Consider the following 26,054-nt stretch of genomic DNA (forward strand, 5'->3'; position numbering starts at 1 on the left):
CAACGGCACTGAAACCAAGGGGGCCAAGGGCCCCCGTTATTTATCCTGTTCGCTGGCGATCTCGATGGTCACATGCACCAGCTCTTCATGGATCGCCAACCGTTCGCGGATCTGCTGCGCCGGTAGCGGATTGACCATCAGCAAAGAGAGCACGCAGGCATACTGCTGCTGCCCTACCCGCCAGACGTGCAGATCGCGAATATCAGTGCCCGGCAGTTCGGCGATGACCTCGCGGATCTCCGCCACCAGCGGGGTATCCATCTCGGCATCCAGCAGCACCCGGCCGGAGTCGCGCATCAGACCCCAGGCCCATACCGCCACCAGTCCGGCACCCACTATACCCATCAACGGGTCGAGCCAGTCGGCCCCCCACAACATACCTCCCGTCAGCGCCAGAATCGCCAGCACGGAAGTGGCCGCATCCGCCAGCACGTGGATATAGGCGGCGCGCAGGTTGAGATCCTGATGGCCGTGGTGATCGTCATGGTCATGATGATGATCGTGGTCGTGATGCTCATGATGGTGGTCATGCCCATGGTGATGGTGGCCGTGATCATCCTTGAGCAGCCAGGCACAGGCGAGGTTCACCAACAGCCCCACCAGCGCGATAGCGATCGCTTGTTGATAGTGGATCGGGCTGGGATCCAGCAGCCGGAACACCGACTCGAACAGCATCAACACTGCCACTCCCACCAGCAACAGGGCGCTGGTGAAACCACCCAGCACCTCGATCTTCCAGGTGCCGAAGCTGAATCTGTGGTCGCGGGCGAAGTGGCGGGCGGCACGATAGGCCAGCATCGAGAGACCGAGCGCCAGCGCGTGGGAGCTCATGTGCCAGCCATCGGCCAGCAGCGCCATGGAGTTGTAGAACCAGCCGCCGCCGATCTCCGCCACCATCATGATGACGGTCAGCAATACGGCCCAGCGGGTCTTCTGTTCAGCCAGCGGATTGCCCTCGTGGATGACGGGGTGATGGCAGTGGGATTGAGCGAGGGATGACATGGATTTCTCCTGAGAGCGATGATGCAATATACTATACCCCAGTATAGTTTTATTGATCGAGAGGATCCGTCATGTCCCACACCATTCACGACAAAAAGAAGCTGCTGGCACGGGTGCGCCGTATCAAGGGACAGGCCGGTGCGCTGGAGAGCGCGCTGGAGCAGGAGAGCGAGTGCGCCGCTATTTTGCAGCAGATCGCCGCCATCCGCGGCGCCGTCAACGGCCTGATGCTGGAGGTGCTGGAAGGGCATATGCGCGAGCATCTCGGCGCCCCCGATGCCACCCCGGCCGAGCGGCTGGAGGATCTGGATCAGGTGGTCAGCGTCCTGCGATCCTATTTGAAGTAAGCAGGATGGCGGCGCCATCCCTTCAGGCTCGACCAGCGTCGGGCTTGAGCCACCGCCAGCTTTGCGCCATGATGTCCAGCCCGGCTGACCGCCGGTTTTACTGGACAGTCAATTTCAAGGATCCCCCATGTTTGAACACGTCGATGCCTATGCTGGCGACCCCATCCTGACCCTGGTCGAGACCTTCCACAAAGACACCCGCGAGCAGAAGGTGAACCTGGGGATTGGCCTCTACTACGACGAGCAGGGCCGCATTCCGCTGTTGCCGTCGGTGCAGCAGGCCGAAGCCCAGCGCGCCGCCGCCCCGGCCCCGCGCCCCTACCAGCCGATGGAAGGCGCCGCCAACTACCGCACCGCGGTGCAGCACCTGCTGTTTGGTGCCGACCATGAAGCGGTCAAGGCGGGACGTATCGCCACCATCCAGACCATCGGCGGCTCAGGCGCGCTCAAGATCGGCGCCGATCTGCTCAAGCGCTACTTCCCGACCTCCGAGGTATGGGTCAGCAATCCGACCTGGGACAACCACAAGGCGATGTTCGAGGGAGCCGGCATCAAGGTGCACGACTACCCCTACTACGATGCGGCCACTGGCGGCGTGCAGTTCGATGAGATGATCGACTGCCTGAGCACCCTGCCGGCCAAGAGCATCGTGCTGCTGCACCCCTGCTGCCACAACCCGACCGGGGTGGATCTCTCCCGCGCCCAGTGGGATCGGGTGATTGCGCTGGTGGTCGAGAAGAACCTGATCCCCTTTATGGATATCGCCTATCAGGGCTTCGGTGACGGACTGGAAGAGGATGCCTACGCCATCCGCGCCATGGTGGCCGCCGGTGTCAGCTTCTTCGTCAGCAACTCGTTTTCCAAGAACCTCTCCTTCTACGGCGAGCGCTGCGGTGGCCTGTCGGTCATCTGCAAGGATGCCGAAGAGGCTAGCCGGGTGCTGGGCCAGATGAAGGCCACCGTGCGTCGCAACTACTCCAGCCCTCCCACCCACGGTAGCCAGATCACCGCGGCGGTGATGAGCCAGCCCGAGCTGCACGCCATGTGGGTCGATGAAGTGACCGAGATGCGCACCCGCATCAAGGCGATGCGCCAGAAGCTGTTCGAGGTGCTGAACACCAAGGTACCGTGCCGTGATTTCAGCTACTTCATCAACCAGCGCGGCATGTTCAGCTACACCGGCTTCACCCCGGAGCAGGTGGACAGACTGCGCGAAGAGTTCGCCGTCTATCTGGTGCGCTCCGGCCGCATGTGCGTGGCGGGCCTCAACAGCCGCAACGTCGACTACGTGGCTGACGCCATGGCGGCGGTGCTCAAAGGCTAATCCGCGCAAGCCCCGCTTTGGCGGGGCTTTTTGTCTGTTGCGTTCGCGGTCACCTCTTGATGGGTCTGCTCACCCTCCCCCTGCTGTGAGAGAATGCCAGCAGGTCACGTTGAATCTTTCTGATTCCAAGCCTGTTTATCTTCATCAATTTCAGGAGCCACTATGGATCTGATCGCTCTCTCTAGGCTGGGAGGTCGCCATCTGGTCACCCTGCACCTGCTGCTCGACAACCAGAGCGTCACCCGCACCGCCGAGCGGCTCTGCACCACGCCTTCCACCGTCAGCAAAACCCTCAACCAACTGCGAGATCTGCTGGGGGATCAACTGCTCTACCGTCAGGGCAACCAGCTGTTGCTCACCCCCATGGCCGAGCGACTGGCTCCCACCCTGCATCGACTGCTGGGGGAGCTGAACGGCCTCACTCGCCAGAATGCCTTCAACCCGCAGCAGTGGCAGGGCAGCTTGCGGCTGGGATTGCGCGAGAGCGTGATGACCTGGCCGGTGGGCCCCATTCTGGGTCAGCTGATGAAAGAGGTGCCGGGCATGGTGCCGGAGATCTGGAACAAGGATGAGCAGGGGCTGGAGGCGCTGGCAGCGGGCAAACTCGACTTCGTGATCCTGCCCCATGACCAGAGCCAGCCGTTGCCGCGCCAGCCCGGGCTGGTGTGGGAGACCCTGCAGGAAGAAAAACTGGTCTGCCTGCTGCGCAAAAACCATCCCGCGCTAGCCAAGCCCTGGGATCTCGATGCCTACCTGAGCTGGCGCCATATCGCCATCCGGGATCAGGAGCTGGCCAACCCCTTCTTCGAACAGAGCCTGGCCCAGCAGCAGGTGCGTCGCCAGATTGGCGCCACCCTGCCCGATTTTGCCAGCGCGGCGGCCCTGCTCCCCCAGACCGACCTGATCCTCACCGCCATCGGTGGCTGGGCGGCCTGCATGGCCAGTCAGCCGGATCTGGTGATGCGTCCGGCACCGTTCGATTACGGCAAGGTGAGTCACAGTCTGGTCTGGTATGGCCCGGCCGGTGATGGCTCGGCCCGCCACTGGTTCCGCCAGCGGATCCTGCAACTGGGTCGCGAATTGATTGAGCCCTGAGCCGGGCGACAACGAGCAGAGATTGATGTTTCACCGCGGCGAAACATCAAGGGCAATAAGGGATCAGGGACGTTTGGTATAGATGGGGCTGGGGAAGGAGGCGACATTGCAGCCCAGATCCGTGATGCGGGCAGCCCCCTGCTTTTTCACCTGATCGATGCGCAGCACCTGATGCATGGGAATAAGGGTCTGGCGCACATCGGCAAATTCGCTCTTGAGCTTCTCGTGACTGGGATCGACGATAAGCGCCGTGTGGTTGTCCCAGACAAAGTCGGCAATCTCGATAAAACCGAACAGCTGGCCCTGATTGACTTCGCGCACATAGACTTCGTAGCGCTCGCTGTGGCAAATAAACTGAACCCGATATAACGCCTTGCTTTCACTCATGATTATCTGTCATTGAGGGGTAAGAAGATGGCCATTATTCTAGCCGCCGTTCTCGCCCCCTCCAATAGACAGAAATCACAGTTGCGGCCTTTCCATGCCACACCTCACGCCATGACGATCACCGGATGACGCAGCCACTCAGCCCATCAAGGCAGGCAGTGAGACCGGCCCCAATCCCGCTGCACGCAAACGGCTGGCCAGCTGTTCCAACTCGGTTTGGTGAGCCTCTGGCCATTGCGCCGCCTCTCCCCGCACTCCGTGATGGCGAAAGCCGTTCAGGCGAATGGGCACAGGCCCCAGCCGCTGCAAGAAGGCGGCAAGATCTGCGTCCAGCTCACCACTCGCATCAAGAAAATCGCTCTTGCCCGGCACATGGAGCAGCCGCAGTTCGGTCAGCTTGCCGTGGCGTGCCAGCAGTTGCAGCGACCCTAGCACCCGCTCGCGACCATAGCCGGTCAGGGTGTGATGCACCGAGTCACGCCACCCCTTGAGATCGAGCATGGCGCCGTCGAGCACCGGCAGCAGCCGCTGCCAGCCGGTTTCGGCCAGCGAACCGTTGCTGTCGAGCAGGCAAGTGAGATGGGTCAGACCCGGCGCGGCCTTGATGGCGGCAAACAGCGCAACCACGAAGGGGAGCTGGGTGGTCGCCTCACCACCGGAGACGGTAATCCCGCTCAGCAGTGGGCCGTAGCGGCGCAGCAGGGCCAACACCTCGGCCACCGTCATGGTGGCAGTCTTGGGATTGGCACTACGGGGGCAGACATCCAGACAGGCGTCGCAATCGGTGCAGAGCGTTGCTTGCCATTGCACCTTGCCCTCGCTCAAGGTGAGGGCACCGCTCGGGCAGACCTCGAGGCAGTCGCCACAATCGTCGCACAGCCCTATGGTGTGCGGGTTGTGGCAGCCGGGGCAGCGAAAGTTGCAGCCCTGCAGAAACAGCACCAGCCGGTTGCCCGGCCCGTCGACACAGGAGAACGGCAGCACTCTGCTTACCAGGGCGCTGCGTGTTGGCAAAACATCAGCCATCGGTGCGAACTCAATACTCGCCGATAGTCGATTCGTGGGCGACCACTCGTGGTGCCCGCTGACGAATGGCGGTCACTTCACTCGCCTCGGCACCGAGACAGGTGGTCTGCAAGCGCGACCCCTCCTCTGCGAAGCGGGCCACGTCGCTCTTGCGGATCATGTAGCCGGTCACCCGCACCAGATCGCTGTCGGCCACGTTGGCGGTGAACTCGCGCATACCGATAGCGAGCGCCCCTTTGCAGAGCTGCAACAGCGCCTGCGGGTTCTGGCGGATGGTGGGATCCAGCGTCAGGATCTCGCTGATCCCCGAATGGTAATAGGTGTGGTGCGGTGCCAGTGCCAGCACATGGCTTGCCGGATCCGGCTCCTGCCCGTAGGGGATGCGCACCCCGGGGGTCACAGCCACATCGATGCTGAGGCCACCTTGCGAATGCAACAAAGCGCGGCCACCCCAGGCATGAGTTTGCGGCGTCGCAGTGACATATTCCGAGAGCTGGGCCGAGATGCGATAGCCAAGCTGGTTCGCCTCCTCGCCATGGCCGTAGCGATCCGGCAGATTCTCTTTATCCATCAGGATATTGACCGCTTCCGCCATGCCGTAGATGCCAAACATGGGGACAAAGCGATCCTCATCCAGCAGCCCCTCTTTCACCAGGAAGCTGTCGAAGAAACCGGACTCATCGTGGAGGAAGGCGGTCCGCGCGTCGATCAGCTGAGAGGCCAAGCGGCAGTAATGGGGCAGCAGGCAACCGAGGAAATCATCGATCCCCTGACACTGCTCGGCGACCCGCTTGAGGGAGATGCGCACCAGGGTATTGGCGCCACCCGCCTGCGGCAGGGCGTTGTAGCAGCTGACGATACCAAAACCACGAGCGTCGAAGGTATCGCGGTGGATCGGGTAGTTGGCGATGTGCGGCTTGCTGCACTCGGCGATGTTCTTCACCGCCTGCAGCAGCAGGCTGTCCGGGGTCTGCTCCGGATCGTGGAAGAAGGTGAGGTTCGGCGCCACCTGCTTGAGCTCGTTGTCGATACGCAGGATCAGGCGGCAGATGCGGTTGTCATCCGGCCCGATGTTGACGTGCATGAAGGCGTCCGGCAGCACCCTGTCCAGATAGACCCAGAACCCCTTCAGCTTGTGATAGAGGGTCTCGTCATCCAGTTCGCCGACGAAGGGCAGCAGCAGGTGGTCGAGCCGCCCCAGCCAGACCGGCATGCCGGTGACAGAGGGGACATGGTGATAGAGGATGCGCAGGGCATTGAGCGCCTCGTCGAAATCCTGCGGCGCCGCCAACTCCAGCCAGGCAGAGCCCTGAGTCAGGAATGTTTCATAGTCCGGCAGCACATAACGCGGCTTGTAGGGGGCGTGCCCTTCGAACATGTCGCAGATAAAACCCTGCTCCATCGCCTCGGCGACTGCGGCAGGCAGGTCGGGGTAGGGCAACGCATTCTCGGCGGCCAGCGCCAGCGCGTGGCTCTTCTGGGCGGCGGAGAGATGGGGATCGCGCACGATGCGCTGACAGGTTTCGATCAAAGACATGGGACACTCCTTCACGGATAGAGCCCATATCCTCACCATTTGCAGGCTTTTTTTGAAGTGACATTCATGACATGACGGATGTCGAATAATGACATCCATTACACAAGATCACGGCTCGCGCTTCACAAAGGCAAGAGCTCGGCTATGCCTCCCAGCCAGCGCAGCAGAAAGAAGCCCCCCATTCCGCCCACCACCACAACCAGAGTCGGCAGCCGCAACAGGGTCAAGAGCATCACCCACAGGGTGGCAGTCAGGTAGTCAGGTAGTCAGGATCCCAGTCAAGACCTATCCCCGGCTCGTAGCTAAAGACGATGGGCAACCAGATTGCAGTCAGCACCGACTGGGCCGAGAAGCCGAGAAACGCCCCCATCTCGGCACCCGGCTGATATCGGGTCAACCGAGAAAAGAAGGCGAAGCGGTTGAAAAAGGTGATCAGGGCCAGCAGGCCAATCATCAGCCAGCTCACGCTACCTCCTCATCCGGTGCAGCACATAGCCCACCACCATGCCAGCCAGAGCCGAGACGATGATGTGGATCTCCGCCAGCAGCGGCTTGGTAATCAACGCTGTGCCGCCGCTCACCAGAGTGGCCGCCACCATGGGCAAGTTTTTCATGGCGGGAATGGTCATGGCGATGAAGGTGGCCGCGATGGCAAAATCCAGCCCCATGCTGTCCAGTCCATCGATGTACTGACCGGCCGCGATGCCGAGCAGGGTCGCCAGATTCCAGAACAGATAGAAGACGAATCCCGCGATGAGCGCGTAGGCCGGATCAAAGTGGCCGCTGCGCTCCCGGTCTTTCAGCGCCACAGCGAACATCTCATCAGTCAGGAAAAAAGCAAGGCTGGCCCGCCAGCGCAGGGAGAGCGGCAATACGTCACGGCGGAAGGTGAAGCCGTATAGTAGATGCTGGGAAGTGATCACCATGGTGGAGCCCATGATGGGCAGCAGGGGCGTGCCCGCCCCGAACAGGGTCGTGGCCGAGAGCTGGGCGGCTCCGGCGTAGACTAGCAACGACATCAGCTGAGCCTGAAGCGGACTCAGCCCTGCCTGCAACGCCAAAGCGCCACACAGGATCCCCCAGGGGATCACAGAAATGGAGAGCGGGAGCATATCCAGTGTGGCACGCCACCAGAGCATCCCCGTTCGCTCGGGCACGCTCGTTACTGACATCATGTGATCTTCCTTGTCACAGCCAAAGCGAGCCGAAAAAACTAGCACGGGACAGCAAGCGCTGTCACGTCATCACTGGCGGGAAATAAAACGCCCGCGGAGTCGCGGGCGTGCACAAGGGGATCAGGGCTCGATGACGATGGGCGTACCCGGGTCAACGGCGTCCCACACCTCATCCAGCTCGTGGTTGAGCATGGCGATACAGCCATTGGTCCAGTTGGAAGGCTGAACCCTGCGGTTGCCAATACTGTTGCGCTGGCCGTGGATCATGATCATGCCACCCGGACGAACACCCAGCTCATTGGCGCGCTTGATGTCATCCAGGTTCGGATAGTTGATATGGATGGCTTTGTAGTAGCCGGAATTGGTCTTCTTGTAGTCGAGGGTGTAGCGCCCTTCCGGCGTACGCTGATCCCCTTCCTGCTGCTTGTGCCCCTTGGGCGCCGGGCCCAGAGCAATCCAGTAGCGCTTCAGTTCTTTGCCATCCTTCATCAGGGTCAGGCTATAGGTCGACTTCTTGACCACCACCAAATCGGCTTTTTCGGTCAAGGCAAAACTCAATGCGGGCCAAAGCCCCAACAAACACAGTAATACGGCTCTCATTCCATCCCTCGACAAGCCTCTGGTGCGGGCTTTTCTTGTTACCAGATCATCTGAACGATGCCCGCCGAGCGGCGAGCGAGCGCCATGATATTGGATCGCCATCAATACTCAATATGCCCGGCAAAACATATCTTGCCGCAGCCAGGCCATCTTCCTTGAACGCCGTCATTTGGCATTGGTAATTAACAGTTAAAACAACAAGATACAAAAAATTATCGCGCTGGCACCCGGGGCAATGATCGGCGAAGATAACACTCCACTCCCCGACAGGATCATGCCATGCGCTCTTCGTGCCGCCTCGCCACCCTGCTGTTCTCGCCACTTCTGCTCTGGCTGCCCGCCAGTGTCGCCGCCGATGCGCTCTGGCTACGCGAGCCCGCCCTCTCCCCCGATGGCAAGCAGCTTGCTTTCACCTGGCAGGGGCGCATTTTTGTCGCCAGTGCCGAGGGTGGCCCCGCCACGGCGCTCACCGGCAGCGACTACCTGAGCCAGCGGCCAATCTGGTCGCCGGATGGCAAACAGCTCGCCTTTGCCGCCAATCTCTACGGCAACGAGGATGTGTTCGTGGTACCCGCCAACGGCGGCGAGATGGTGCGCCTCACTCACGATTCGCGCACCGATCTGCCGCAAGCCTTCAGCGCCGATGGCAAACGGCTGCTGCTGAGCAGTCAGCGCCTGGGTGCACCCGATGCCGACCATTTTGTCGCGGAAGGCTACCAATGGGGCGAGCTCTACTGGACCCCGATCACCGGCGGCACCTTGCAGGCCGATCTGCCGCTGCCTGCGACCCTGGCCCGCCCCCACGGAGAGCGGCTCGTCTACCAGATGCCCGCGGCGGATCAACCCTTTCGCAAGCATCAGCACTCGTTCGCGGTGCCCCGTCTCTGGCTGTTTGATGGCAAGCAGCACAAGCAACTGACCGAAGATCGGGTGGCGGCCACCGATCCGGTCTGGAGCGACAAGGGAGATACCCTCTTTTACCTGAGCGAGCGCAGCGGCGATTTCAACGTCTGGCGCCAGGATCTCGCCAGCGACAAGGAGCAACAGCTGACCCACTATCAGGGCCATCCGGTGCGGGGGCTCAGCGCCTCTCGCAATGGCGATCTGGTCTGGTCATGGCTGGGTGAACTCTATCGCCTCGATGCCGGTAGCAGCGAGCCACGCAAGCTGACCCTCACCCCGCAAGTGGCGAGCGCGCCGGATGAGGCGAGCGAGGCCCTGACCCTGGCAGACGAAGCGCTGGTCAGCGAAGAGGCGGATGAGCTGATCCTGGTGAGCGAAGGCAACCTGTTTGCCGTCGACCCCGAGCGGGAGCGGGTGCGTCAGCTGACCCGCGATCCGAGCGAGCAATCCAGCCCTCTCTTCGCCGAGCAGGGGCGCGCCCTCATCTATCTGTCGGAGCAGCAGGGGCAAGCCGCCCTCTATCGCCTGCGCAAGGGGGACCCTGATCTGCTGTTCAGCGATCCCGGCACTTTGACCGAGAGTCTGCTACTGGCGATTCCCGACAAGGGGATCAGCCGTCCGGTGCTCTCCCCCGATGGCAAACAGCTCGCATTCGTGGTGGATGGCCAGGCCATCCATCTGCTGGATCTGGCGAGCAACAAGCAGCGGGAGCTGGTGCCTGCCAGCTTCAACCCGTCGCGCCACGAGGTACATCTCGCCTTTGCCCCCGACTCACGCCATCTGGCGCTCACTTTCCGCCCCGATGCGGCAGAGCAGGAGATCGCGGTGATCGACACGGCCAACCTCAAGGCCAAACCGGTCAATGTCAGCCTCAACGGCTATCAGGATGGGCAACCGGGCTGGAGTCAGGATGGCGCCATCCTCTACTGGCAATCGACCCGGTTTGGCGCACTGGGGCCCGATGGCGAGCCCCTCGTCACCAACCTGCTCGGCATTTACAGCAGCCGCGCCGCCAGAGCTGATGCCATTGCCGAACTGGAGCCGCCGAAAGGGGGATACGGCTTTGAGAGCGATCGTCTCAACCATCGAGAAGCGCTGCTGCTGCAACCCACCGGCACCCTGCTCGCCAGCCGCATCATCGGCGACCAGCTGATCTATCTGGTGGAGGAGATGGGGGTCAACAGCGAGAGCGAGATCAAGGGCTACAGCCAGGATCTGCGCAAAGGCAAAACCAGCGAACTGTTTGGCGAGCAGCCCGGCCCAGCGCTGGCAAGCCTCAACCAGCAGGGCACCCTGGCTACCCTGGTGCGGGATGGGGAGATCACCCGGATCCACCTCGACTCCGGCGAGGCCACCAGCGCCCCCTTCGCCTTGCAGCCCACCAGCCGCTGGCAGGAACGCATGACCGCCGCCTTCGATCAGATCGCCCGGCTCACCCGGGACGAGTTCTATCTGGACGACATGAACGGGGTGAACTGGGATAGCTATGTCTCCGCTTACCGCCGCCTGCTGCCGGGCATCGGCAACCCGCGGGACTTTGGCAACCTGCTGGCGGAGCTGGCTGGCGAGCTCAATGTCTCCCACACCTGGGGCAGCGGCCCCGCCCCCTTCCCGCGCATGGCGGACGAGACCGCCAGCCTTGGCGGCTACTGGCAGGATGGCGAGCAGGGGGTGATGCTCACCGCCCTGCTCTCTGGCGGCCCGCTGGATCAGGAGAGCGATATCGCCCCGGGCGCCCGCCTGCTCGCCATCAACGGCAGCCCGATTGCCAATCTGGCCGAGCTGGATCGGGCCCTCAACCATCAGGCTGGCGCCCGGCTTGCACTCACCTTCCAGCAGGCGGGCAACAAGCAAACTGACGAGGTGGAGCTCACCGCCATCGACAAACAGCAGGAGTACCAGTTGCAACAGGATCGCTGGATTGAGAAACGGCGGGAGCTGGTGGCCAGACTGAGCGGAGGACGGGTCGGCTACGTCTATCTGCCGGCGATGAATAGCGAGGTCTACGATGCGGTGGTGGCGGATGCCCTCGGCAGACAGCGCAATCGCGATGCGCTGATTGTCGATGTCCGCTTCAACAGCGGCGGCTATCTCGCCAATACCCTGGTGGAGTTTCTGACCGGCAGCGGCAGCACCAAGGGGATGGCCAGCAGCTGGCCCCGTCAGGGCAAGGGGGAAACCGACGCCGCCACTCGCCAGTGGACCAAGCCTTCGGTGGTGCTGGTGAACGCTGGCAGCTACTCGGAAGGCTCCGCCTTCCCCGAGTACTACCGCACCCTCAAGGTCGGCCCCATCGTCGGCGATCCGGTGCCCGGCACCGGCACCATGGTCTACAGCCACGACTCCCGGCTAATCCCGGGCCTCTCCTACGGCATTCCGACCCTGGGGCTGCGCAAACCGGACGGCACCTTCTACGAGAATCAGGAACTGATCCCGGATCTGCAGGTGCCGCTCACCCCCGCCGACATGGTGGCTGGGCGCGACCCGCAGCTGGAGGCGGCGGTACAAGCCGCCCTCAAGCAGTTGCCAGCCAACGCCAAATAACTGCGCTCAACGAAAGCGAAACAGCTCGCGATGCAGATGCCCGTCCGGCAACAGCCGGGTCAGGGCATCTGCCATCCCCTCTGGCCCGCAAAACCATACCTGCTCGGGGGCATCCTGCGCGATGCGGGTAAGATCCAGCCGCCCAGCCGCCTTGTCCAGATGCAGCTGATAGCGCACGCCGGTGCGCTGACAGAGCTCGGCCAACCGTCGGTGGTAAACGGCCCCCGCCAGATCCGGCGCGCACTGGATCAGGGTGATCCCCTCGCCCCGCTCCCCACGGGCAGCCAGCCCCTCCAGCCAGGCGACGAACGGCGTGATACCGATCCCGGCCCCCAGCCAGAGGGCTCGCCCTCCCCCTTGCTGCGCAACAAAGGCGCCATAGGGGCCGGTCACCACCACTCCATCCCCGACGCGAGCCTCTGCCACCAGCTGACGGGTATGATCCCCGAGCGCCCGCACCGCGATCACCAGCTGGCGCCGATCCGCTGACACCCGCACCAGGGTAAAGGGGTGCGGCCCCTCCTTGGCATCAAATTCGAAAAAGGCAAACTGACCCGGGCGGTAATGGGCGAGCGGCCGCTCCAGCTGCATGGTCAGCTCGCAGGTGTGATCCGCCAACGCCCGCACCGCAATGACCCGGCCGGGATGGCGATCCCTCGCCCCCACTTGTCCCAGCAGGGAGTAGAGGGCCCCGATAGCACCGATCCCGCCGATCAACCAGATCGATACCCCAACAGGCGTCATGGCCCCTGCCTGAGGCAACAGGCAAAGCCCGTGTCCCCATCCCGCCAGATAGATGAGCGGCGCCAGCCGGTGGATCAGCCGAAAACGGCCATAACTCACCAGCGCCAGCAAGCTCACTACCACCAACGCGATCAGTAGATAGAAACTCCACTCACCCAGGGTATTGCCAAGGGCATGGAGCGAGATGCCATTACCTGCACCAGCTCCAGCTGCACTGGCCCCATGCCGGGCGGGACGACTCAGCCAACCCGCCGAGACCGCCCACTTGGGCGCCTCCACCAGCAGCCAGTGGGCGGTCAGCGCCACTGCGCCGCCGATGGCCGTCTGGCGGTGCCATCGCAACATCCGGTCCAGACCGCCACACCACACCTCCAACTGCGGCAGGCGCAACGCCAGCAAAAGCGAAATGGCCATATAGGCCATCCCCAGCAGGCCCGTCAGCAGCAACATCTCATGGCGCCAGGGCCACACCCCGTTGGCGTCCCCCGCATAACCCAGCCACCAGACTCCAACCGCCAGCAGCGGCAACAGCCACCACACCCGTTTACCCGTCATAACATGCTCCCTGGTTCCATCGCGGCAGGGCCTCATCCCTGCTCATGGCTCCATTACAACCCCGTCCGGTCACAAGACTTTGCCAGAGGGGGAAGCTTGTGTGGCAATGTGTGACAAACGGCAACAGCAGAGGGGCCCGCCGGCCCCTCTGGTCACCCTTGCTGACTGGCCCTCTCTTCATGGGGAATAGTGCAAAATCCACCTCTGCCGTGATTGACGATCTACCTGCAAAAGGAATCAAATGGGGACGACACATATCTGCGGCGGAAACCCTGCTGCCCACCTTCCGGACAAGGAGCTCCCCCTTGCTTTCATCCACCGAACAACGCGTCTGCTCAAGCTGTCAACGCGAGACCAACCATGTCGTGGTGCTGGTCGACAAATCCTTTGGCCAGCAGCTGACCCCGGAGCAAAAGCGCAAAGCCTTTATCAAGGACTTCATTACCGGCTGGGCCGCCGGCCTCTTTCTGGCCAACATGGATCGCTTTGAGCGCCACGCCATCTGTGAAAATTGCGGAAATAAAGTTATTGATGAATGAAAAATTAGGGGAAAAACGACTGGTTTTGGGAGTGTCGGCGACATCGCTATGGCAAACCGGCCCGGAAAAATGCTCCGGATACCCCGCCCGTTTCGCTGCCCGTGACCGGTAATAAAAAGTGAGGGGCCGACCGGCCCCTCATGATTACGGCGCTTTTGAGGCCGTTCGCTTGCCCACCAACCGGTGCAGCAGCCTATTGTATTTTGCCCAGGAGTGGATCAGCAGGAAGATGCCGAACAGCAGGGCCAGAAACAGTTGTCCCACTTCGATGGCATCCAGCGAGCCGATAAAGCTCTCATCCTCCTCCGCCTCCAGATAGTTGAGCCAGGGTTGCAGGGCCAGAAAAATCCAGCCGACCCAGGTCACCAGCAGGATCAGCAGATCCCGCAGCCGATACTTCCAGCTGCGCCGGGTACCGTTGCTGATGATCATCTCGTTCGCCAACTTATGTTTTGTCACGGAACGACTCCCCCCTGTCAGGACTCTCCCACACCGCCAACTGGCCACGACGACGCAGGATCGCCTTGGGCACCGCCACCACCACGGTCACCAGATTGAGCAGCCAGTAGATGAGCGGATACCAGACACACCAGATAAAACTGCGGGCCATGCGCTTGTCGTAATGGTTGTCGATAAGGATGCTGACCCCGAACTGCACCAGACAAATCGCGGTCATCATCACCCCGCTCCACTGGAACAGGTGGCCCACCGCCAGTCCGCTCACGTCAGGCTCAATCAGCCAGATTAGCGCCAGCAGCAGCATGCTGTAGCACCAGGCAACGCTGGAGAGATATTCCAGCAGCAGCAGCCAGAAGCGGCGGTTGCGCCAGCGCATCGCCTGCAACCCGTAGCGCAGAAACACCTCGGCGCCACCCTGCGCCCAGCGCAGCCGCTGCTTGTAGAGACCGCGCACAGTCTCCGGCATCAGCACCCAGCAAAGCGCCTGCGGCTGATAGTGGATGAGCCAGCCGGCAAGCTGCAGCTTCCAGCTGATGTCGATGTCCTCGGTCACCATGTCATTGCTCCAGCCACCGACCGCCTCGACCGCCTGCTTGCGAAAGGCCACCACCACCCCGGAGACGGTAAAGACGGTACCGTAGATCCGCTGGGCCCGCTTGATGAGGCCGATGATGGAGCTGAACTCGCCGGTCTGGATCTTGCCGATGATGGTGGAACGGGTGCGGACCCGCGGATTGCCGGTGACCGCCCCGACCCTCGGGCTCTCGATGAAGTGCTTCACCATCCAGCGTACCGCGTCATAGTCGAGTACCGCATCGCCGTCGATACCGACCAGGATCTCCCCGCTGGCCACGGTCAACCCGTTGTTGAGCGCCATCGCCTTGCCCTGATTGTGCTGGTGGAGCACGGTCAGGCGCGGATCCTGCTGCGCCAGTCGATCCAGCCGCGCGCCTGTGTCGTCCTTGCTGCCGTCGTTGATGGCCAGCACCTCGAAATCGGGATAGCGCTGGCGCAGCAGGTGGCCGATGGTCTCCTCGACGTTGGCCCCCTCGTTGTAGCAGGGCACCATCAGGGTCACTCTGGGGTAATAGGGGAGCTCCAGCCCCCGCTTGGCCAGCGCGATATCCCTTCGCTCCCACTGGAAGTAGTAATAGAGACCACCACAAACCCACACCATGGCCATCAGACTGGGATAGGCCAACGTAAAGATGGCTATCCCTTCCAGAAGATCCTTCACCGCATCGCCTCCCCTGGGGTGGCTTTAGCTGCACTGACTGCGACCGGCGTCACCGGCAGCTGGGTCGGCTGAGGCTGGGTCTGCACCGAGAAGACCGGCTTGAGCACTGCCGGATCCGGCTGGTTGTTGTGAAAATCATCCGGGTAGTAGCCAAAGTTGGTCACCCCCTTGCGCTGGATGATCTGCATCCAGCGCGCCAACTCGGCATCGGGGATGGGCTGATCGGTGCGCCAGTTGCGGCTCTGCAGTTCGAACACCAGCCGATTGGCCGGCACCTGTGCCAGCGAATCTTCCGCCAGCCTGGCCAGCCACTCATCGGGGTTTTCTGCCTGCTCCATATAGGGCATGGCCATTACGGCGGTGTAGTCATAGGCCTTGGCAAACGCCGCCATGCTCTGGGCAAACCACTGCTGGGATTGCGGCTCGGTCACCAGCGCCGCATAGATGTTGCGGGCGGTCTTGAGGCCGTCGGCGCCCCCTTGCCGGTAACGAGCAGCGGCATCACGCAGCGCCATGGTGAAGTCGATCAGCAAATCGGTCTTCTGCTCCCCCTGCGCCTGCAGCGCATTCGGGGTGCGAGCCAGCGACATCGGCCCCTCGTAGTCGCTGAGGAACGCATCGTCATGGAACAGCAGACCATCGAACTTGGTGTAAAAACCGAGATCCTCGTAGATATCCAGCAGCAGCTGGCGACTGGCAGGATCCCAGGGCGAGAGGCGCAGATACTGCCCCTTGGCGGGGGCGCCGGTACGGCTGTCGGTGACATAGGCGTGGTTCGGCCCCATGTCGTAGGCCATCACCGGCATCCAGGCGAACACCTTGACCCCGGCACGGGTCTTGAGCTGCCAGGACACCCGGTTGAAGAGATCCGACTTGACCGGCATATGACGGTTGGGGAAATAGAGCGCCTCCGCAACCCCGTCGCCGTTGTCATCGGCATAGGCCTGCAGATAGACGGTGGTGATACCGTAACCCTTGATCCGGTCCAGCAGCATGTCGATGTTCTTGTTCATCTGCTGCGGATCCTTGTCGTAGACATAGTCCAGATCCACGTGCACCAAGCGCTCCACCTGCCGCTCCCAGGTATTGCCCCCCATGATCTCGTCCAGGGTTTCGAGGCTGGTGTCCTCCTCCAGCAGATAGCGGCGCACCGTACTGCCCGAGTCACTCAGCTTGTTGAGCCCTTCCGCCAGGGTGAAGGTGTAGGGCATCCCCGCCGCACTGGCCAGCTCCAACGCCGTCTGGTTGAAGGCGCCGTAGGGCCAGACCAGGATCCGTGGTGCCCGACCGGTCTGCTCCCTGAGCTGGCTGGCCGATGCGTCGAAGTCCGCTTTTATCCGGGCCCGATAGTCGGCCATGCTCTCGTAGCCATTCTGGCTCCAGCCTGCGGTGGTCACCGCCGGCTGCACGTTGCCCTGCGGGTTGGCGAGCAGCCCGTAGTGGGAGGTGAAAGTGTGGGAGGCCAGCTCCACCAGTCCGGAGTCCTGCATCTCGCGGATCTGAGGCCAGCCAACGAAGTAGCTGCGTGGCAGCTTGTCATTGCCGTACGGGACCATCTTGTCATCGGCAACATCCAGCCAGCTGCCCACCAGCGCAAAGACCGCCGGGTAGTTGTAGAGCTTGAGCAGCGGATAGACCAGCCGGTAGAAGCTCTCGTAGCCGTCATCGAAGCTGAGCAGGATCGCCTTCTCCGGCAGCGGTGCCTTGCCCGCTTTGGCATCCAGGATCTGCTGGAAGCTGACCGGGTGATAGCCCTGCTGCTTGATCCAGTTGAAGTGGCGGATCAGGGTGTCGCGCCGGATGGTCTGGGGATAGAGCTTGAGGTTGGGGGTCAATTTCAGATCGACGATATCGTGGTAGCAGAGCACCACATAGTCATCGGGTTGCCGGGCTGCCTGCGTCAGCGAAGGCAGCAGTGCAAGCAGCAAAACGAAAGGAGCAAGCCAGCGTCTCATCACATGAAACTCCATTGCAGATTGGCGAAGATGAAATTTCCGAACTCGGGATTGCCGTCATAGATGGCCTGACGGCGGCCAAGGCCATAGCCCAGGCTGAGGGCGGGAGAGAGGATCCAGTCGTGGCGATAGCTGAGCTGCCACCCCTGATCGCTGCCATAGCCTTGCTGCCAGTAGTGGTTGCCACTCATGGTCAGGCTCTGTAGTAAAGAGCGGCGCCCATCCAGCGGCAGCCGGTAGCGCCCCGCCAGCTCCAGCTCCAGATTGCGATCCTGCAAGGGGTTGAAGTAGTCGACCTCCAACGCCTCGTTGCGGGAGGTGGCGCCGCGCAAGGTGGTATCGAACCACCAGCGATCCCGACGCCAGAGATCCTGACGCAGCCAGCCGGAGGCGGTCAGCCGCCGGTTGCCGTCGCTGATATCCATCCGCTCCAGCCGCAGCGCCCCCTCGCGGGTCTCATCCTGACGCCAGCCCAGATCGAACTGGTATTGATCGGCGTAGTTGCCGCGCGCCAATGCCCGCAGCGGGGTGTCGGCACTGTTGAGATTGATGGCTGCACCCAATGTCCAGTGATCATCCAGCCGCCAATCGAGGCGACTCCAGAGATAGCCTTTGTGGTTGAGCTCGCTGCCCGTGCCCCCCTCCAGCGTCAGTTGCAGCGGGTAGAAAAAGATCTCGGCCCCCAGCCCGGTATAGGCGGCGCGCTCGGGCTGCTGGTCGAACTCGCCAAAGCTGCCCTGACGACGGACAAACAGCCGATCACCGCCATCAGTGCGAGCGCTGTAGAGGCGGCTGTCGTAGCTCCAGTCACGGCTGGCCTGCACCGAGCCCCCTTCGTTGCGGCCATGGGTCAGGTCGGTAACAAATTGTGGCGCCTGCTCCAGAGTCAGCCGCTGCTGTAACTCCTGACGATCCCGGGTCAGGTTGCCAAGGGTGCGCACGGCCTGTGGCGTGCCCTGCCAGTCCCCCTTGTCGAGCCGGGCGTTGAGGCGACCCGGCTCGGCCAGCACGGTGCGTCCTGCTGGCAGCCAGCGCACGGCCTGCCGATACGCCTGCTCGGCCCCGTCGGGATGACCCCGCCAGCGGCGAATATCCCCCAGTTGCAGCCAGAGCCAGGGATTGGCAGGCGCACTCTTCAGCCACCCTTCCAGCTGCTGCTCTGCCGCACCCGCCTCACCACGCCAGGCCTGCAGCAAGGTTTTCAGCTGCAATACCTTCTCGTAGTCGTCATTGGCCATCCGCATGTTGCCAGTGAAATCCCAGCGAGTCGGTGGCTCCTGCCAACCAGCCAGCAGACCCTGTGCCGCACCATAGCGCTCGCCATCCGAATAGGCGTAGAAGCGCTTCTCCAGCAGGCGTTTGTCTTTGGCCCGTGCAGGGGTCGCCAGTTGCCGGTAAATCACGGAAGCCTCATCCACCCGCCCCAGCCCGGCCAGTGCATCGGCGCGCGCCTCCAGCACATAGTCAGGCAATGGCCCCTCGGCCTGCAGCGTAGCGGACTCCCGTTCGGCTCGGGCAAACTCGCCGAGGGCCACCAGCGTCACCACTACATCTCGGCGGGCACTGATATAGAGCACATGATCGTGGGGGGCGCGGGCCAAGATCCGCTCTTGCAGCGCCAGCGTGCGGGTAAGGGAGCGACGGGCCAGCACCGGATCCTCGGTCTGGGCCGAGATCCGCAGCAGATTAACCGCCTGGTAGTAGTCGAGCCAGAGCCGGTCGACGGGTTTGAACAGCTTGGGGTAACGGCCCATCAGGTCTGCTGCCGCAGGCCCCGCCCCCAGGCTCACGGCTACCCGATAGAGTGCCAGCACCTGCTCGGGGTTGTCCGGCTCTAGGTCCAGCCACTGCTGACGGGCCAGCAGCTCACCCATGGGATCTTCACCCTGGCGGGCGGCATAGATGCGGGCTTCGAGGATCGCTTGGTCGCGGCCGAAACGGGCTTCATAATCAGCCGCTGCGTGGCGGGCCAGCTCGCGGTTGCCCTGATCACTGGCAGTGAGAAACAGCCCGAGCCAGCCATTGCGGTTGGCCGGATCGCGTCCCTGCAGGATGCGGTAATAGCTGATCGCCTCGGAGTAGCGCTTCTCGTCGCGGGCGGCACGGGCCACCCCTTCCAGCGTACTGTTGCTGATGGGGCTGAGCTCGCACGGCTCACAGGCGGCCAACGCCCCCTTGCGATCACCCCGCCACAGCTGCACGGCAATCAGATCATCGAGCACCTTGCCATCACCACTTTGTCGATAGAGAGCATCCAGCCCGTGCGCTGCCGCATCCAGCTCTCCCGCTCGGGCCTTGATCACCCAGGCTTCACGCACTCTGTCCACCTCACTGGCACACACCAGCAGGGGCAACAGCGCCAACATCAAAAAGATGCGATTCATTCGCAACATACCACCCATAACAAACGCTGGTCATATCGTCCCTGCACGACCATACGGATATACACACCCGTCCGCTCCTGCCTGATGAGCAAGAGGGCTTCCTGACTTGTGTGCTGATTTCGAGGGTGAAAGGCGGGCAGCGGCCACACCTTTCCTATGTGCGGCCCAGCCATCTCCGGGCGGAGATCTGAGGCTTTCCGAACCCGATTCACATCGGGAGTGGCAAGGTGGGCGATTTTGCAGCTGTGGACAATTTAGTCAATCCGACAAGATGGGAATGGTTCTCAAAAAGATGAATAGATCAATCTTTATGCACAAAGATAACTACAGAAAACACTATTAACAAAATAAACAAAAACCCGAGGCGATAAGGTTCCGTGAGCTTATGACCTGCTCTGCACAGGCCTATTCATATGAATACATATTTAATCTGAAATCCGCATACCAAAAGCATTATGCGACAGTCTGTGTCGTCAACATTTCTGCAGCTGTACCAGCCATAGCCGCGAACATACATCAGAACCACGCCAAGAGTGCCCCCGGCTCAAGAACCGGGAGCATTCCAGCTTACGCAACTGAGGCTCGTGCGCTGTGGCTCAGGATCCACCCCTCGAAATCGGCCAGCATGCGGGTTTCCGACTCGCTGTTGTCGGCGATAAGCTCGGCGCCGTGTACCACCCGGATATGGGCGTCGAGCGGGCTTCCCTCGCCAGCCGCGGGGCGCTGCTGGGCGGCGGCCATGCAGGCTTGCGCCTGTTGCCAAGCTTCGGCGGCGCTCAGGTTGCATGCCTCGGCCAGCGGCACGGCACTGAAGCCTTCACCAGTCAGGCTGCGCAAGGTCTCATCATGAGTCATGCCGTTGCCCGGCCCCCAGTAGTGGGCGGCCAGATCCGGCCCGATACGCGGGTTGTCGGTGAGGTAGCCATCACGCTTGAGGAAATAGGCGCGGGTCTGCTCCACCGCCATCAGCGCCAGCAGGTAGCCGTGATAGGCGCAGGCCGACTCCTGATTAAGGAGGTGCGGAATGGCCAGCAACGGACGCGGGCTCTCCACTCCGACAATCTTGCGCTCCCACTGGCGGGCCAGCGCCAGCACCGCCTCGGGGCTACGTTCGGCCTCATCCATGGCGTAGAGATCCCGCTCGAAGTAGGCCACCAGCGCGATCTGGCGTTCATTAAACGCGCGAAACGGCTGACGCGCTTCAATCATCTCCTTGATAAGGGCGTCGGGAACAGCCTCTCCCGCCGCATTTCTGGCGTAGCGCTTGAGCCAGTCGGCATCGTCCAGCAGGCTGTCGCAGAACATCGACTGGGTCTCGGCATAGGCCATTGAGGTGGGCGGAAACTCCTGTGAGAAGCAGGGGGCGTTGCCGGTGACATTGGAAAAATGCGCGGCGTGGCCACCCTCGTGGAACAGGGTGTTGAGGCCACTCCAGCCGCTGCCCACCTGCGCCGGATCGGCCAGGCTGGTGAAGTTGACCACCGCCGGCACCCACTCCCCCTGTTGGAAGAAGCTCGGCACTGGGCCGTGGCAGAAGCCGTTCTCGTATTTCCCCTCCCGGGTCAGCAAATCCAGCGTCAGGGTCGCCCCGCGATACTGGATGCCGAGCCGGCGGAAGCTCTCGACCCAATCCCGCAGCGCCCGCGAGAAGGGCACGTAAGGATCGAGCTGGCGGGTCACATCGCCGCTCACGCTGTAACGCAGGTTGTAGGGCAGCAGGGCCGCCTCGCCCTTGGCGGCCTTCAGCTCGGCGAGGCTTTGCTGCAGCCGCCCATCGGTGCGGGCGATAAAGTCGTCGAGGATGGCGAACAGCTGCTCCGGGCTCATCTGCTCGTTCTTGCGCACCTTGTAGTCGAAGTAGTCGCGATAGCCCATGGCGCGGGCAAAGCGGTTGCGGATCGCTACCACCTCGAGAAAACCGTTGCCGACCACCCACTGCTCCAGAGTGTGGAACATGGCGAGCGAGCTCTGGCGCACCGCCTCGTTCGGGCTGGCGGCGAGCGAGGTACTGGCGGCGGGCAGGCTGCCTGCGACCTGCTGGCCCTGCTCATCCAGCAGGGTCAGTTTCAGCCCCTTGCGGCGGGCGAACAGCTCCGCCTCGGCGGCTACCAGCTCATCCATCAGGGCGGCAGCGGCGGGATCTTCAATCACATTGCACTCGAAGAAGGCGATCCAGCCTTGCAGACCGCGCTTGAGGTCATCCTCGTCGGCCTGCACCAGCATCTCCCGCAATTCGGGCAGACGGGCCGGATTGGCACAAAAGGCCTTGTAGGCCTGCTCGGCCGCGGTGAAACCGGCCTGATCATCGCTGGTGCCCATATAGGTGGACCAGAAGAGATCCTCCTTGCGCCTGTGCACCTGCAGGTAGTCGGCGTTGAGCTGTTTGAAGTAATTCCTGGCAATGGAACTCATAAATTCCCTCTTGTTATGGGGTCACCCGCAGCGGGGCCCACTCCTTTTTTTGAAGAAATGCCAAACCATTCACACTCTTTGGCAAAAATTGCGCTGGGATGCGCATCAACACGCTACCAAAAAGTGGGGGTTGCTGTCTGCTGACTATACTGATGTTAAAACGCTCATTTGAGAAAGCTCGGCAAGAGACTGAAAGTAAATGAGTTGTTAACTCTTACGAACTGGCTGCCGCGGTACAGAGCCACATAAAATCAACAGGGAAATGAGGGTTTAGTCATGTTCAAGCTCGGTGATATTACCGTGAGCCGCAAATTGATTTTGCTGCTCGCACTGGCGTTTGTCGGTTTTGTCTCGCTGCTGCTTATCTCGGCCAACGCGCTCCAGCGCAATCTGATGAGCGAGCGAGAGGCGCGGCTCAATGCGGTACTGGAGCAGGCCATGAGCCAGATCCAGTTTCTGGCCAGCACCCTGCCAGCAGAGCAGGCCCAGCAGGAAGCGCGCAAGCTGCTGACCAACACCCGCTTTGATGGCAACAACTACCTGTTCGTCATCGACGAGAACCGCACCATGGTGGTTCACCCCATCCGTCCCGAACTGGTCGGCCAGAAGATGGGTGAAGGAGGTGCCGCCACCGCCGGGCAGTTCTGGTATCAGATGGTGGATATCGCCAAAGGGGGCAAACAGGGCACTCTGCAATATGTGTGGGTCGGCCCGTCCGGTGAGACCGCCGACAAGCTCTCCATGGTCTCCGGCTATCAGCCCTGGGGCTGGATCCTCGGTTCCGGCATGCTGCTGCAGGATATTCAGCAGACCATCTGGGCCCAGTACATGAAGATGGGTACCGCCACCGCCATCGTGATCCTGCTGATGGGGCTGCTGGGCTGGCGCATCACCCACTCCATCGTCTCCCCCCTCAGCCAGATCAACCACGCCATGCAGCGGGTCGCCAAGGGGGATCTGGTAGTGAGCATCCCGGTACAGGGCAAGGATGAGCTGGGAGTGGTCGCCCGCTGCACCAACCAGAGTCTCGATGCCATCCGTCACGCCCTGCTGGAGGCCAGCCAGGGGGCCCGCAACGTGGCGGATGCCGCCCTGCGCATCGCCGCCTCTGCCGAGCAGACCAATCAGGCGGTCACCAGCCAGCGGGATCAGCTGGCCCAGCTCGCTACCGCCATGAACGAGATGAGCGCCACCATCTCAGATGTGGCCGGACACGCCGAAAATACCGCGCGGGATACCCAGGAAGCGACCGGTGAAGCCGGGCTCGGCAACCGTGACGTTCATGCCAGCGTGCACGGCATCAAGGCGCTGGCCACCGAGGTGGAGCAGGCCACCCAGCAGGTCAACCAGCTCAAAGAGGGAGTGATGCAGATCAGCGAAGTGACCGCCGTCATCAGCGCTATTTCGGAGCAGACCAACCTGCTGGCCCTCAACGCCGCCATCGAGGCAGCCCGTGCCGGTGAGCAGGGCCGCGGTTTTGCCGTGGTGGCCGACGAGGTGCGCCAGCTGGCCAGCCGTACTCGCCAGTCCACCGAAGAGATCCAGAGCACCATTGCCCAGCTGCAGCAACGGGCCGTCACCGCCGCCAATGCCATGGACACCAGCCGCAAACTGGCAGAGAGCAGCGTCAACCAGTCCCAGCAGGCGGGGCAGGATCTCACCCTGATCGTCAACCACATCCAGCATGTGAGCGACATGGCAACCCAGATCGCGACCGCCGCCGAGCAGCAGAGCATGGTGGCCGAGGATATGAACCGCAATGTCAGCGGCATCAACGACTCGGCGCTGGAGATGTCCCAGTCCGCCTCGCAACTGGCGCAGGAGAGCGAGCTGCTGGCCGGTCTCTCCCGCAGCCTGGATGAGCGGCTTGCGGTGTTCAAACTGGGCAAGGAGTCCGCCGCGGCGCCGATGATGGCGCCCCAATCTCCCCCCTCCGGCGAGCAGCACGCCCGTCATTGATGGCGTCAACCTGTGTCGCCTTGTCACCCGACCTGCCAGCCAAGCTGGCAGGTTTTTTTACGCCGCCAACACGCAATCAGCATGCATCTTATCGGCATATTCAACGGCATTCGACGCCATTCACAGATAAGAGAACAATTTAAAAACAGTCAGTTAGAATGAGCAATGTGCCGTTGAACGGTGCATTTAAACATTTAACTTCAAATAATTAATCAATGCAGTGCACAATGCTGATGGCCGAACATTTGGCCCATCACTAACCATCTAGTCATTTGGCAAACTGACCGAAAGGTCGGGACGCAAAGCCTCCGGTCTACAGACGTTTTGTCCAGGATAGCGGGGTTGCCACACGCAAGTGTGCATCGGGGAACTCCCCGGCCAACTGACTGCCCACATCTATCGAACAGAGGAATGTATGGCAGCAAAAATCCAACTCAATCACATCGCGGCGATGCTGGCCCTGCTGGCCAGCGGCAGCGCTCTGGCGCATGGCTACATCAGCCAGCCCGAGAGCCGCAACTACCTGTGCAAAACCGGCGGCAACAGCCAGTGTGGAGGCGTACAGTGGGAACCCCAGAGCGTGGAGGGCCCATCAGGCTTCCCGCAAACCGGCCCGCAGGATGGTCAAATCGCCTCGGCGGGCAGCCCGCGCTGGAGCGAGCTGAACATCCAGACCAGCGACCGCTGGACCAAACGTGAAGTACAGCCCGGCCCCTTCGCCATCAGCTGGACCTTCACCGCCAACCACGTCACCCGCAACTGGCGCTACTACCTCACCAAGCAGGACTGGAACCCCAACCAGCCGCTCACCCGTGCCTCGTTTGACCTTAATCCCTTCTGCGTCATCGATGGCAACATGGTACAGCCGCCCAAGCAGGTGACCCATAACTGTATCCTGCCGGAGCGCACCGGTTATCAAGTGATCCTCGGCGTGTGGGAAGTGGGCGACACCAGCAACAGCTTCTACAACATCATCGATGCCAAGTTCAAAGATGGTAGTCAGCCGCCGCTGGAGTGGAGCCAGTCCGGCACCATCTACCCCTCCATCGACCTCACGGCAGGCGACAAGGCGATGACCCGGGTATTCGATGCCAACGGCGAGCGCCCCGATCTGCAAACCGTGCTGACCATCACCAATGCCGAACAGGGCCAGAAGAACAACTGGGCCCATGCCCTCGCCAGCAAGATCAACGCCGAGCAAAGCCTGATCCGCGCCGGTCAGCAAGGAGCCGATGGCAAGTTCAATCCGGTCTATGGCATGAACCCCATTTATCTGAAGCGAAACAGCGAGTTGAAGCGAGTCGAGATTGACCTGCAACAGCAGCAACCGCCGGTGGTGGACAGTATCAGCGTCAGCGGTCTGGCCAGCGACTATGTGCTGGACAACGGCAAGGCAACCCTCGATTTCACCGTCACCGCACAGGGCGATCTGGCCGTCTCCAACACCCTCTATGACCACGGCGGCGTGGCCAAAGGTGAAAGCAGTGCAGATATCAAAGACAGCAGCCACACCTTCACCATGGCGCTGGAAGGGCTCAAGGCAGGTCACCACCAGCTGGTGATCAAGGCCACCCCGAAAACGGGCGGCGAGACCATTCAGCAGACCATGGATCTGATGTTCAAGGAGCAGAGCAGCGGCGAATACGACTTCGTCTTCCCGAACTCGCTCAAATCCTATGCCGCCGGCACCAAGGTGCAGCAGCCGAAAAATGGCAAGGTCTATCAGTGCAAGCCCTTCCCCTACAGCGGCTACTGCCAGCAGTGGACCACCACAGCCACCCAGTACGAGCCGGGCATCGGCTCCCACTGGCAGATGGCGTGGGATGAAGTGAAGTAACTCGCCACCGGATAGCAGAAGGGGAGCCATTGG

The 26,054-nt window shown here is 62.0% G+C and carries 19 protein-coding genes, 1 pseudogene and 1 riboswitch; of the genes and pseudogenes, 7 read left to right on the top strand and 13 right to left on the bottom strand.

Annotated features, from left to right (window positions below; genetic code table 11):
* Positions 1–36: 36 nt before the first annotated feature.
* Positions 37–1,002, bottom strand: a complete 966-nt coding sequence (dmeF, locus tag ACTG2W_RS10470; RefSeq protein WP_213387655.1) for a CDF family Co(II)/Ni(II) efflux transporter DmeF — start codon at positions 1,000–1,002, stop codon at positions 37–39.
* A gap of 71 nt (positions 1,003–1,073) precedes the next feature.
* Here dmeF and ACTG2W_RS10475 point away from each other — a divergent pair, with 71 nt between their 5' ends.
* The 3 genes from ACTG2W_RS10475 (at position 1,074) to ACTG2W_RS10485 (ending at position 3,768) form a co-directional block, all read left to right on the top strand.
* Complete coding sequence (locus ACTG2W_RS10475) at positions 1,074–1,349, top strand: metal/formaldehyde-sensitive transcriptional repressor (protein ID WP_106843869.1); 276 nt, start codon at positions 1,074–1,076, stop codon at positions 1,347–1,349.
* A 127-nt stretch (positions 1,350–1,476) separates the two neighbouring features.
* Entirely contained in the window at positions 1,477–2,673 is a 1,197-nt protein-coding gene (locus ACTG2W_RS10480) for an amino acid aminotransferase (protein WP_106843868.1), read from the top strand.
* Between the two features lie 162 nt (positions 2,674–2,835).
* Entirely contained in the window at positions 2,836–3,768 is a 933-nt protein-coding gene (locus ACTG2W_RS10485) for a LysR family transcriptional regulator (protein ID WP_106843867.1), read from the top strand.
* Positions 3,769–3,831: 63 nt separating this feature from the next.
* Here ACTG2W_RS10485 and ACTG2W_RS10490 read toward each other — a convergent pair whose 3' ends face one another.
* From ACTG2W_RS10490 to ACTG2W_RS10515, 6 genes and pseudogenes are all read right to left on the bottom strand, one after another.
* The gene (locus ACTG2W_RS10490) at positions 3,832–4,155 is read right to left on the bottom strand and encodes a DUF1820 family protein (protein ID WP_106843866.1); all 324 of its coding nucleotides are present in this window, start codon (positions 4,153–4,155) and stop codon (positions 3,832–3,834) included.
* Positions 4,156–4,293: 138 nt separating this feature from the next.
* Positions 4,294–5,181: a YjjW family glycine radical enzyme activase gene (locus ACTG2W_RS10495; RefSeq protein WP_106843865.1), complete on the bottom strand. Its 888-nt coding sequence runs from the start codon at positions 5,179–5,181 to the stop codon at positions 4,294–4,296.
* A 10-nt stretch (positions 5,182–5,191) separates the two neighbouring features.
* On the bottom strand, positions 5,192–6,718 hold the full coding sequence (locus tag ACTG2W_RS10500; protein ID WP_106843864.1) for a YjjI family glycine radical enzyme: 1,527 nt from the start codon (positions 6,716–6,718) through the stop codon (positions 5,192–5,194).
* Positions 6,719–6,840: 122 nt separating this feature from the next.
* Positions 6,841–7,184, bottom strand: a pseudogene (locus ACTG2W_RS10505) (AzlD domain-containing protein).
* Between the two features lies 1 nt (position 7,185).
* Positions 7,186–7,893 carry an AzlC family ABC transporter permease gene (locus ACTG2W_RS10510; RefSeq protein ID WP_106843863.1) on the bottom strand — a complete coding sequence of 236 codons (708 nt, stop codon included), beginning with the start codon at positions 7,891–7,893 and terminating at the stop codon, positions 7,186–7,188.
* A gap of 120 nt (positions 7,894–8,013) precedes the next feature.
* Positions 8,014–8,493 carry a L,D-transpeptidase family protein gene (locus tag ACTG2W_RS10515; RefSeq protein ID WP_031227763.1) on the bottom strand — a complete coding sequence of 160 codons (480 nt, stop codon included), beginning with the start codon at positions 8,491–8,493 and terminating at the stop codon, positions 8,014–8,016.
* A 279-nt stretch (positions 8,494–8,772) separates the two neighbouring features.
* Between ACTG2W_RS10515 and ACTG2W_RS10520 the strand changes: the two genes are divergently transcribed.
* A complete protein-coding gene (locus tag ACTG2W_RS10520; RefSeq protein WP_106843862.1) occupies positions 8,773–11,940 on the top strand; it encodes a S41 family peptidase in 3,168 nt (1,055 codons plus the stop codon).
* Between the two features lie 6 nt (positions 11,941–11,946).
* Here the strand turns inward: ACTG2W_RS10520 and ACTG2W_RS10525 are convergent, their stop codons facing one another.
* Positions 11,947–13,239 (bottom strand): ferredoxin reductase family protein, encoded by a 1,293-nt coding sequence (locus tag ACTG2W_RS10525; RefSeq protein WP_106843861.1) that lies wholly within the window; start codon positions 13,237–13,239, stop codon positions 11,947–11,949.
* Positions 13,240–13,418: 179 nt separating this feature from the next.
* Between ACTG2W_RS10525 and ACTG2W_RS10530 the strand changes: the two genes are divergently transcribed.
* Positions 13,419–13,778 carry a hypothetical protein gene (locus tag ACTG2W_RS10530; protein ID WP_235657027.1) on the top strand — a complete coding sequence of 120 codons (360 nt, stop codon included), beginning with the start codon at positions 13,419–13,421 and terminating at the stop codon, positions 13,776–13,778.
* Between the two features lie 144 nt (positions 13,779–13,922).
* Here the strand turns inward: ACTG2W_RS10530 and ACTG2W_RS10535 are convergent, their stop codons facing one another.
* From ACTG2W_RS10535 to ACTG2W_RS10555, 5 genes are all read right to left on the bottom strand, one after another.
* Positions 13,923–14,237, bottom strand: coding sequence for a hypothetical protein (locus tag ACTG2W_RS10535; RefSeq protein ID WP_064337383.1), 315 nt, complete (start codon positions 14,235–14,237; stop codon positions 13,923–13,925).
* On the bottom strand, positions 14,224–15,474 hold the full coding sequence (pgaC, locus tag ACTG2W_RS10540; RefSeq protein ID WP_106843859.1) for a poly-beta-1,6-N-acetyl-D-glucosamine synthase: 1,251 nt from the start codon (positions 15,472–15,474) through the stop codon (positions 14,224–14,226). Before pgaC ends, ACTG2W_RS10535 begins: the two co-directional genes overlap by 14 nt.
* The gene (gene pgaB / locus ACTG2W_RS10545) at positions 15,471–17,429 is read right to left on the bottom strand and encodes a poly-beta-1,6-N-acetyl-D-glucosamine N-deacetylase PgaB (RefSeq protein WP_106843858.1); all 1,959 of its coding nucleotides are present in this window, start codon (positions 17,427–17,429) and stop codon (positions 15,471–15,473) included. The genes pgaC and pgaB overlap by 4 nt, the downstream gene beginning before the upstream one ends.
* Positions 17,429–19,813: a poly-beta-1,6 N-acetyl-D-glucosamine export porin PgaA gene (pgaA, locus tag ACTG2W_RS10550; protein ID WP_235657026.1), complete on the bottom strand. Its 2,385-nt coding sequence runs from the start codon at positions 19,811–19,813 to the stop codon at positions 17,429–17,431. Before pgaA ends, pgaB begins: the two co-directional genes overlap by 1 nt.
* A gap of 567 nt (positions 19,814–20,380) precedes the next feature.
* Positions 20,381–22,225 (bottom strand): M3 family metallopeptidase, encoded by a 1,845-nt coding sequence (locus tag ACTG2W_RS10555; protein ID WP_128834905.1) that lies wholly within the window; start codon positions 22,223–22,225, stop codon positions 20,381–20,383.
* Positions 22,226–22,501: 276 nt separating this feature from the next.
* Here ACTG2W_RS10555 and ACTG2W_RS10560 point away from each other — a divergent pair, with 276 nt between their 5' ends.
* Both ACTG2W_RS10560 and gbpA read left to right on the top strand, forming a co-directional pair.
* Positions 22,502–24,184: a methyl-accepting chemotaxis protein gene (locus tag ACTG2W_RS10560; RefSeq protein WP_005348806.1), complete on the top strand. Its 1,683-nt coding sequence runs from the start codon at positions 22,502–22,504 to the stop codon at positions 24,182–24,184.
* A 264-nt stretch (positions 24,185–24,448) separates the two neighbouring features.
* A riboswitch (cyclic di-GMP riboswitch) is annotated at positions 24,449–24,534 on the top strand.
* 65 nt (positions 24,535–24,599) lie between these two features.
* A complete protein-coding gene (gene gbpA, locus ACTG2W_RS10565) occupies positions 24,600–26,021 on the top strand; it encodes an N-acetylglucosamine-binding protein GbpA (RefSeq protein ID WP_106843856.1) in 1,422 nt (473 codons plus the stop codon).
* The last annotated feature ends 33 nt before the right edge of the window (positions 26,022–26,054 follow it).

This window comes from Aeromonas sp. 96A (assembly GCF_051919165.1).
GTDB classification, from domain to species: Bacteria; Pseudomonadota; Gammaproteobacteria; order Enterobacterales; family Aeromonadaceae; genus Aeromonas; species Aeromonas veronii.

Excerpts from the sequence above, each read along its gene's own strand:
- ACTG2W_RS10510 (WP_106843863.1), bottom strand. The coding sequence starts at position 7,893 with ATGATGTCAGTAACGAGCGTGCCCGAGCGAACGGGGATGCTCTGGTGG.
- ACTG2W_RS10495 (WP_106843865.1), bottom strand. The coding sequence starts at position 5,181 with ATGGCTGATGTTTTGCCAACACGCAGCGCCCTGGTAAGCAGAGTGCTG.
- ACTG2W_RS10530 (WP_235657027.1), top strand. The coding sequence starts at position 13,419 with ATGGGGAATAGTGCAAAATCCACCTCTGCCGTGATTGACGATCTACCT.
- ACTG2W_RS10515 (WP_031227763.1), bottom strand. The coding sequence starts at position 8,493 with ATGAGAGCCGTATTACTGTGTTTGTTGGGGCTTTGGCCCGCATTGAGT.
- ACTG2W_RS10490 (WP_106843866.1), bottom strand. The coding sequence starts at position 4,155 with ATGAGTGAAAGCAAGGCGTTATATCGGGTTCAGTTTATTTGCCACAGC.
- ACTG2W_RS10525 (WP_106843861.1), bottom strand. The coding sequence starts at position 13,239 with ATGACGGGTAAACGGGTGTGGTGGCTGTTGCCGCTGCTGGCGGTTGGA.
- ACTG2W_RS10475 (WP_106843869.1), top strand. The coding sequence starts at position 1,074 with ATGTCCCACACCATTCACGACAAAAAGAAGCTGCTGGCACGGGTGCGC.
- pgaA (WP_235657026.1), bottom strand. The coding sequence starts at position 19,813 with ATGAATCGCATCTTTTTGATGTTGGCGCTGTTGCCCCTGCTGGTGTGT.
- gbpA (WP_106843856.1), top strand. The coding sequence starts at position 24,600 with ATGGCAGCAAAAATCCAACTCAATCACATCGCGGCGATGCTGGCCCTG.
- ACTG2W_RS10500 (WP_106843864.1), bottom strand. The coding sequence starts at position 6,718 with ATGTCTTTGATCGAAACCTGTCAGCGCATCGTGCGCGATCCCCATCTC.
- ACTG2W_RS10480 (WP_106843868.1), top strand. The coding sequence starts at position 1,477 with ATGTTTGAACACGTCGATGCCTATGCTGGCGACCCCATCCTGACCCTG.
- dmeF (WP_213387655.1), bottom strand. The coding sequence starts at position 1,002 with ATGTCATCCCTCGCTCAATCCCACTGCCATCACCCCGTCATCCACGAG.
- ACTG2W_RS10485 (WP_106843867.1), top strand. The coding sequence starts at position 2,836 with ATGGATCTGATCGCTCTCTCTAGGCTGGGAGGTCGCCATCTGGTCACC.
- ACTG2W_RS10520 (WP_106843862.1), top strand. The coding sequence starts at position 8,773 with ATGCGCTCTTCGTGCCGCCTCGCCACCCTGCTGTTCTCGCCACTTCTG.
- ACTG2W_RS10555 (WP_128834905.1), bottom strand. The coding sequence starts at position 22,225 with ATGAGTTCCATTGCCAGGAATTACTTCAAACAGCTCAACGCCGACTAC.
- ACTG2W_RS10560 (WP_005348806.1), top strand. The coding sequence starts at position 22,502 with ATGTTCAAGCTCGGTGATATTACCGTGAGCCGCAAATTGATTTTGCTG.
- pgaB (WP_106843858.1), bottom strand. The coding sequence starts at position 17,429 with ATGAGACGCTGGCTTGCTCCTTTCGTTTTGCTGCTTGCACTGCTGCCT.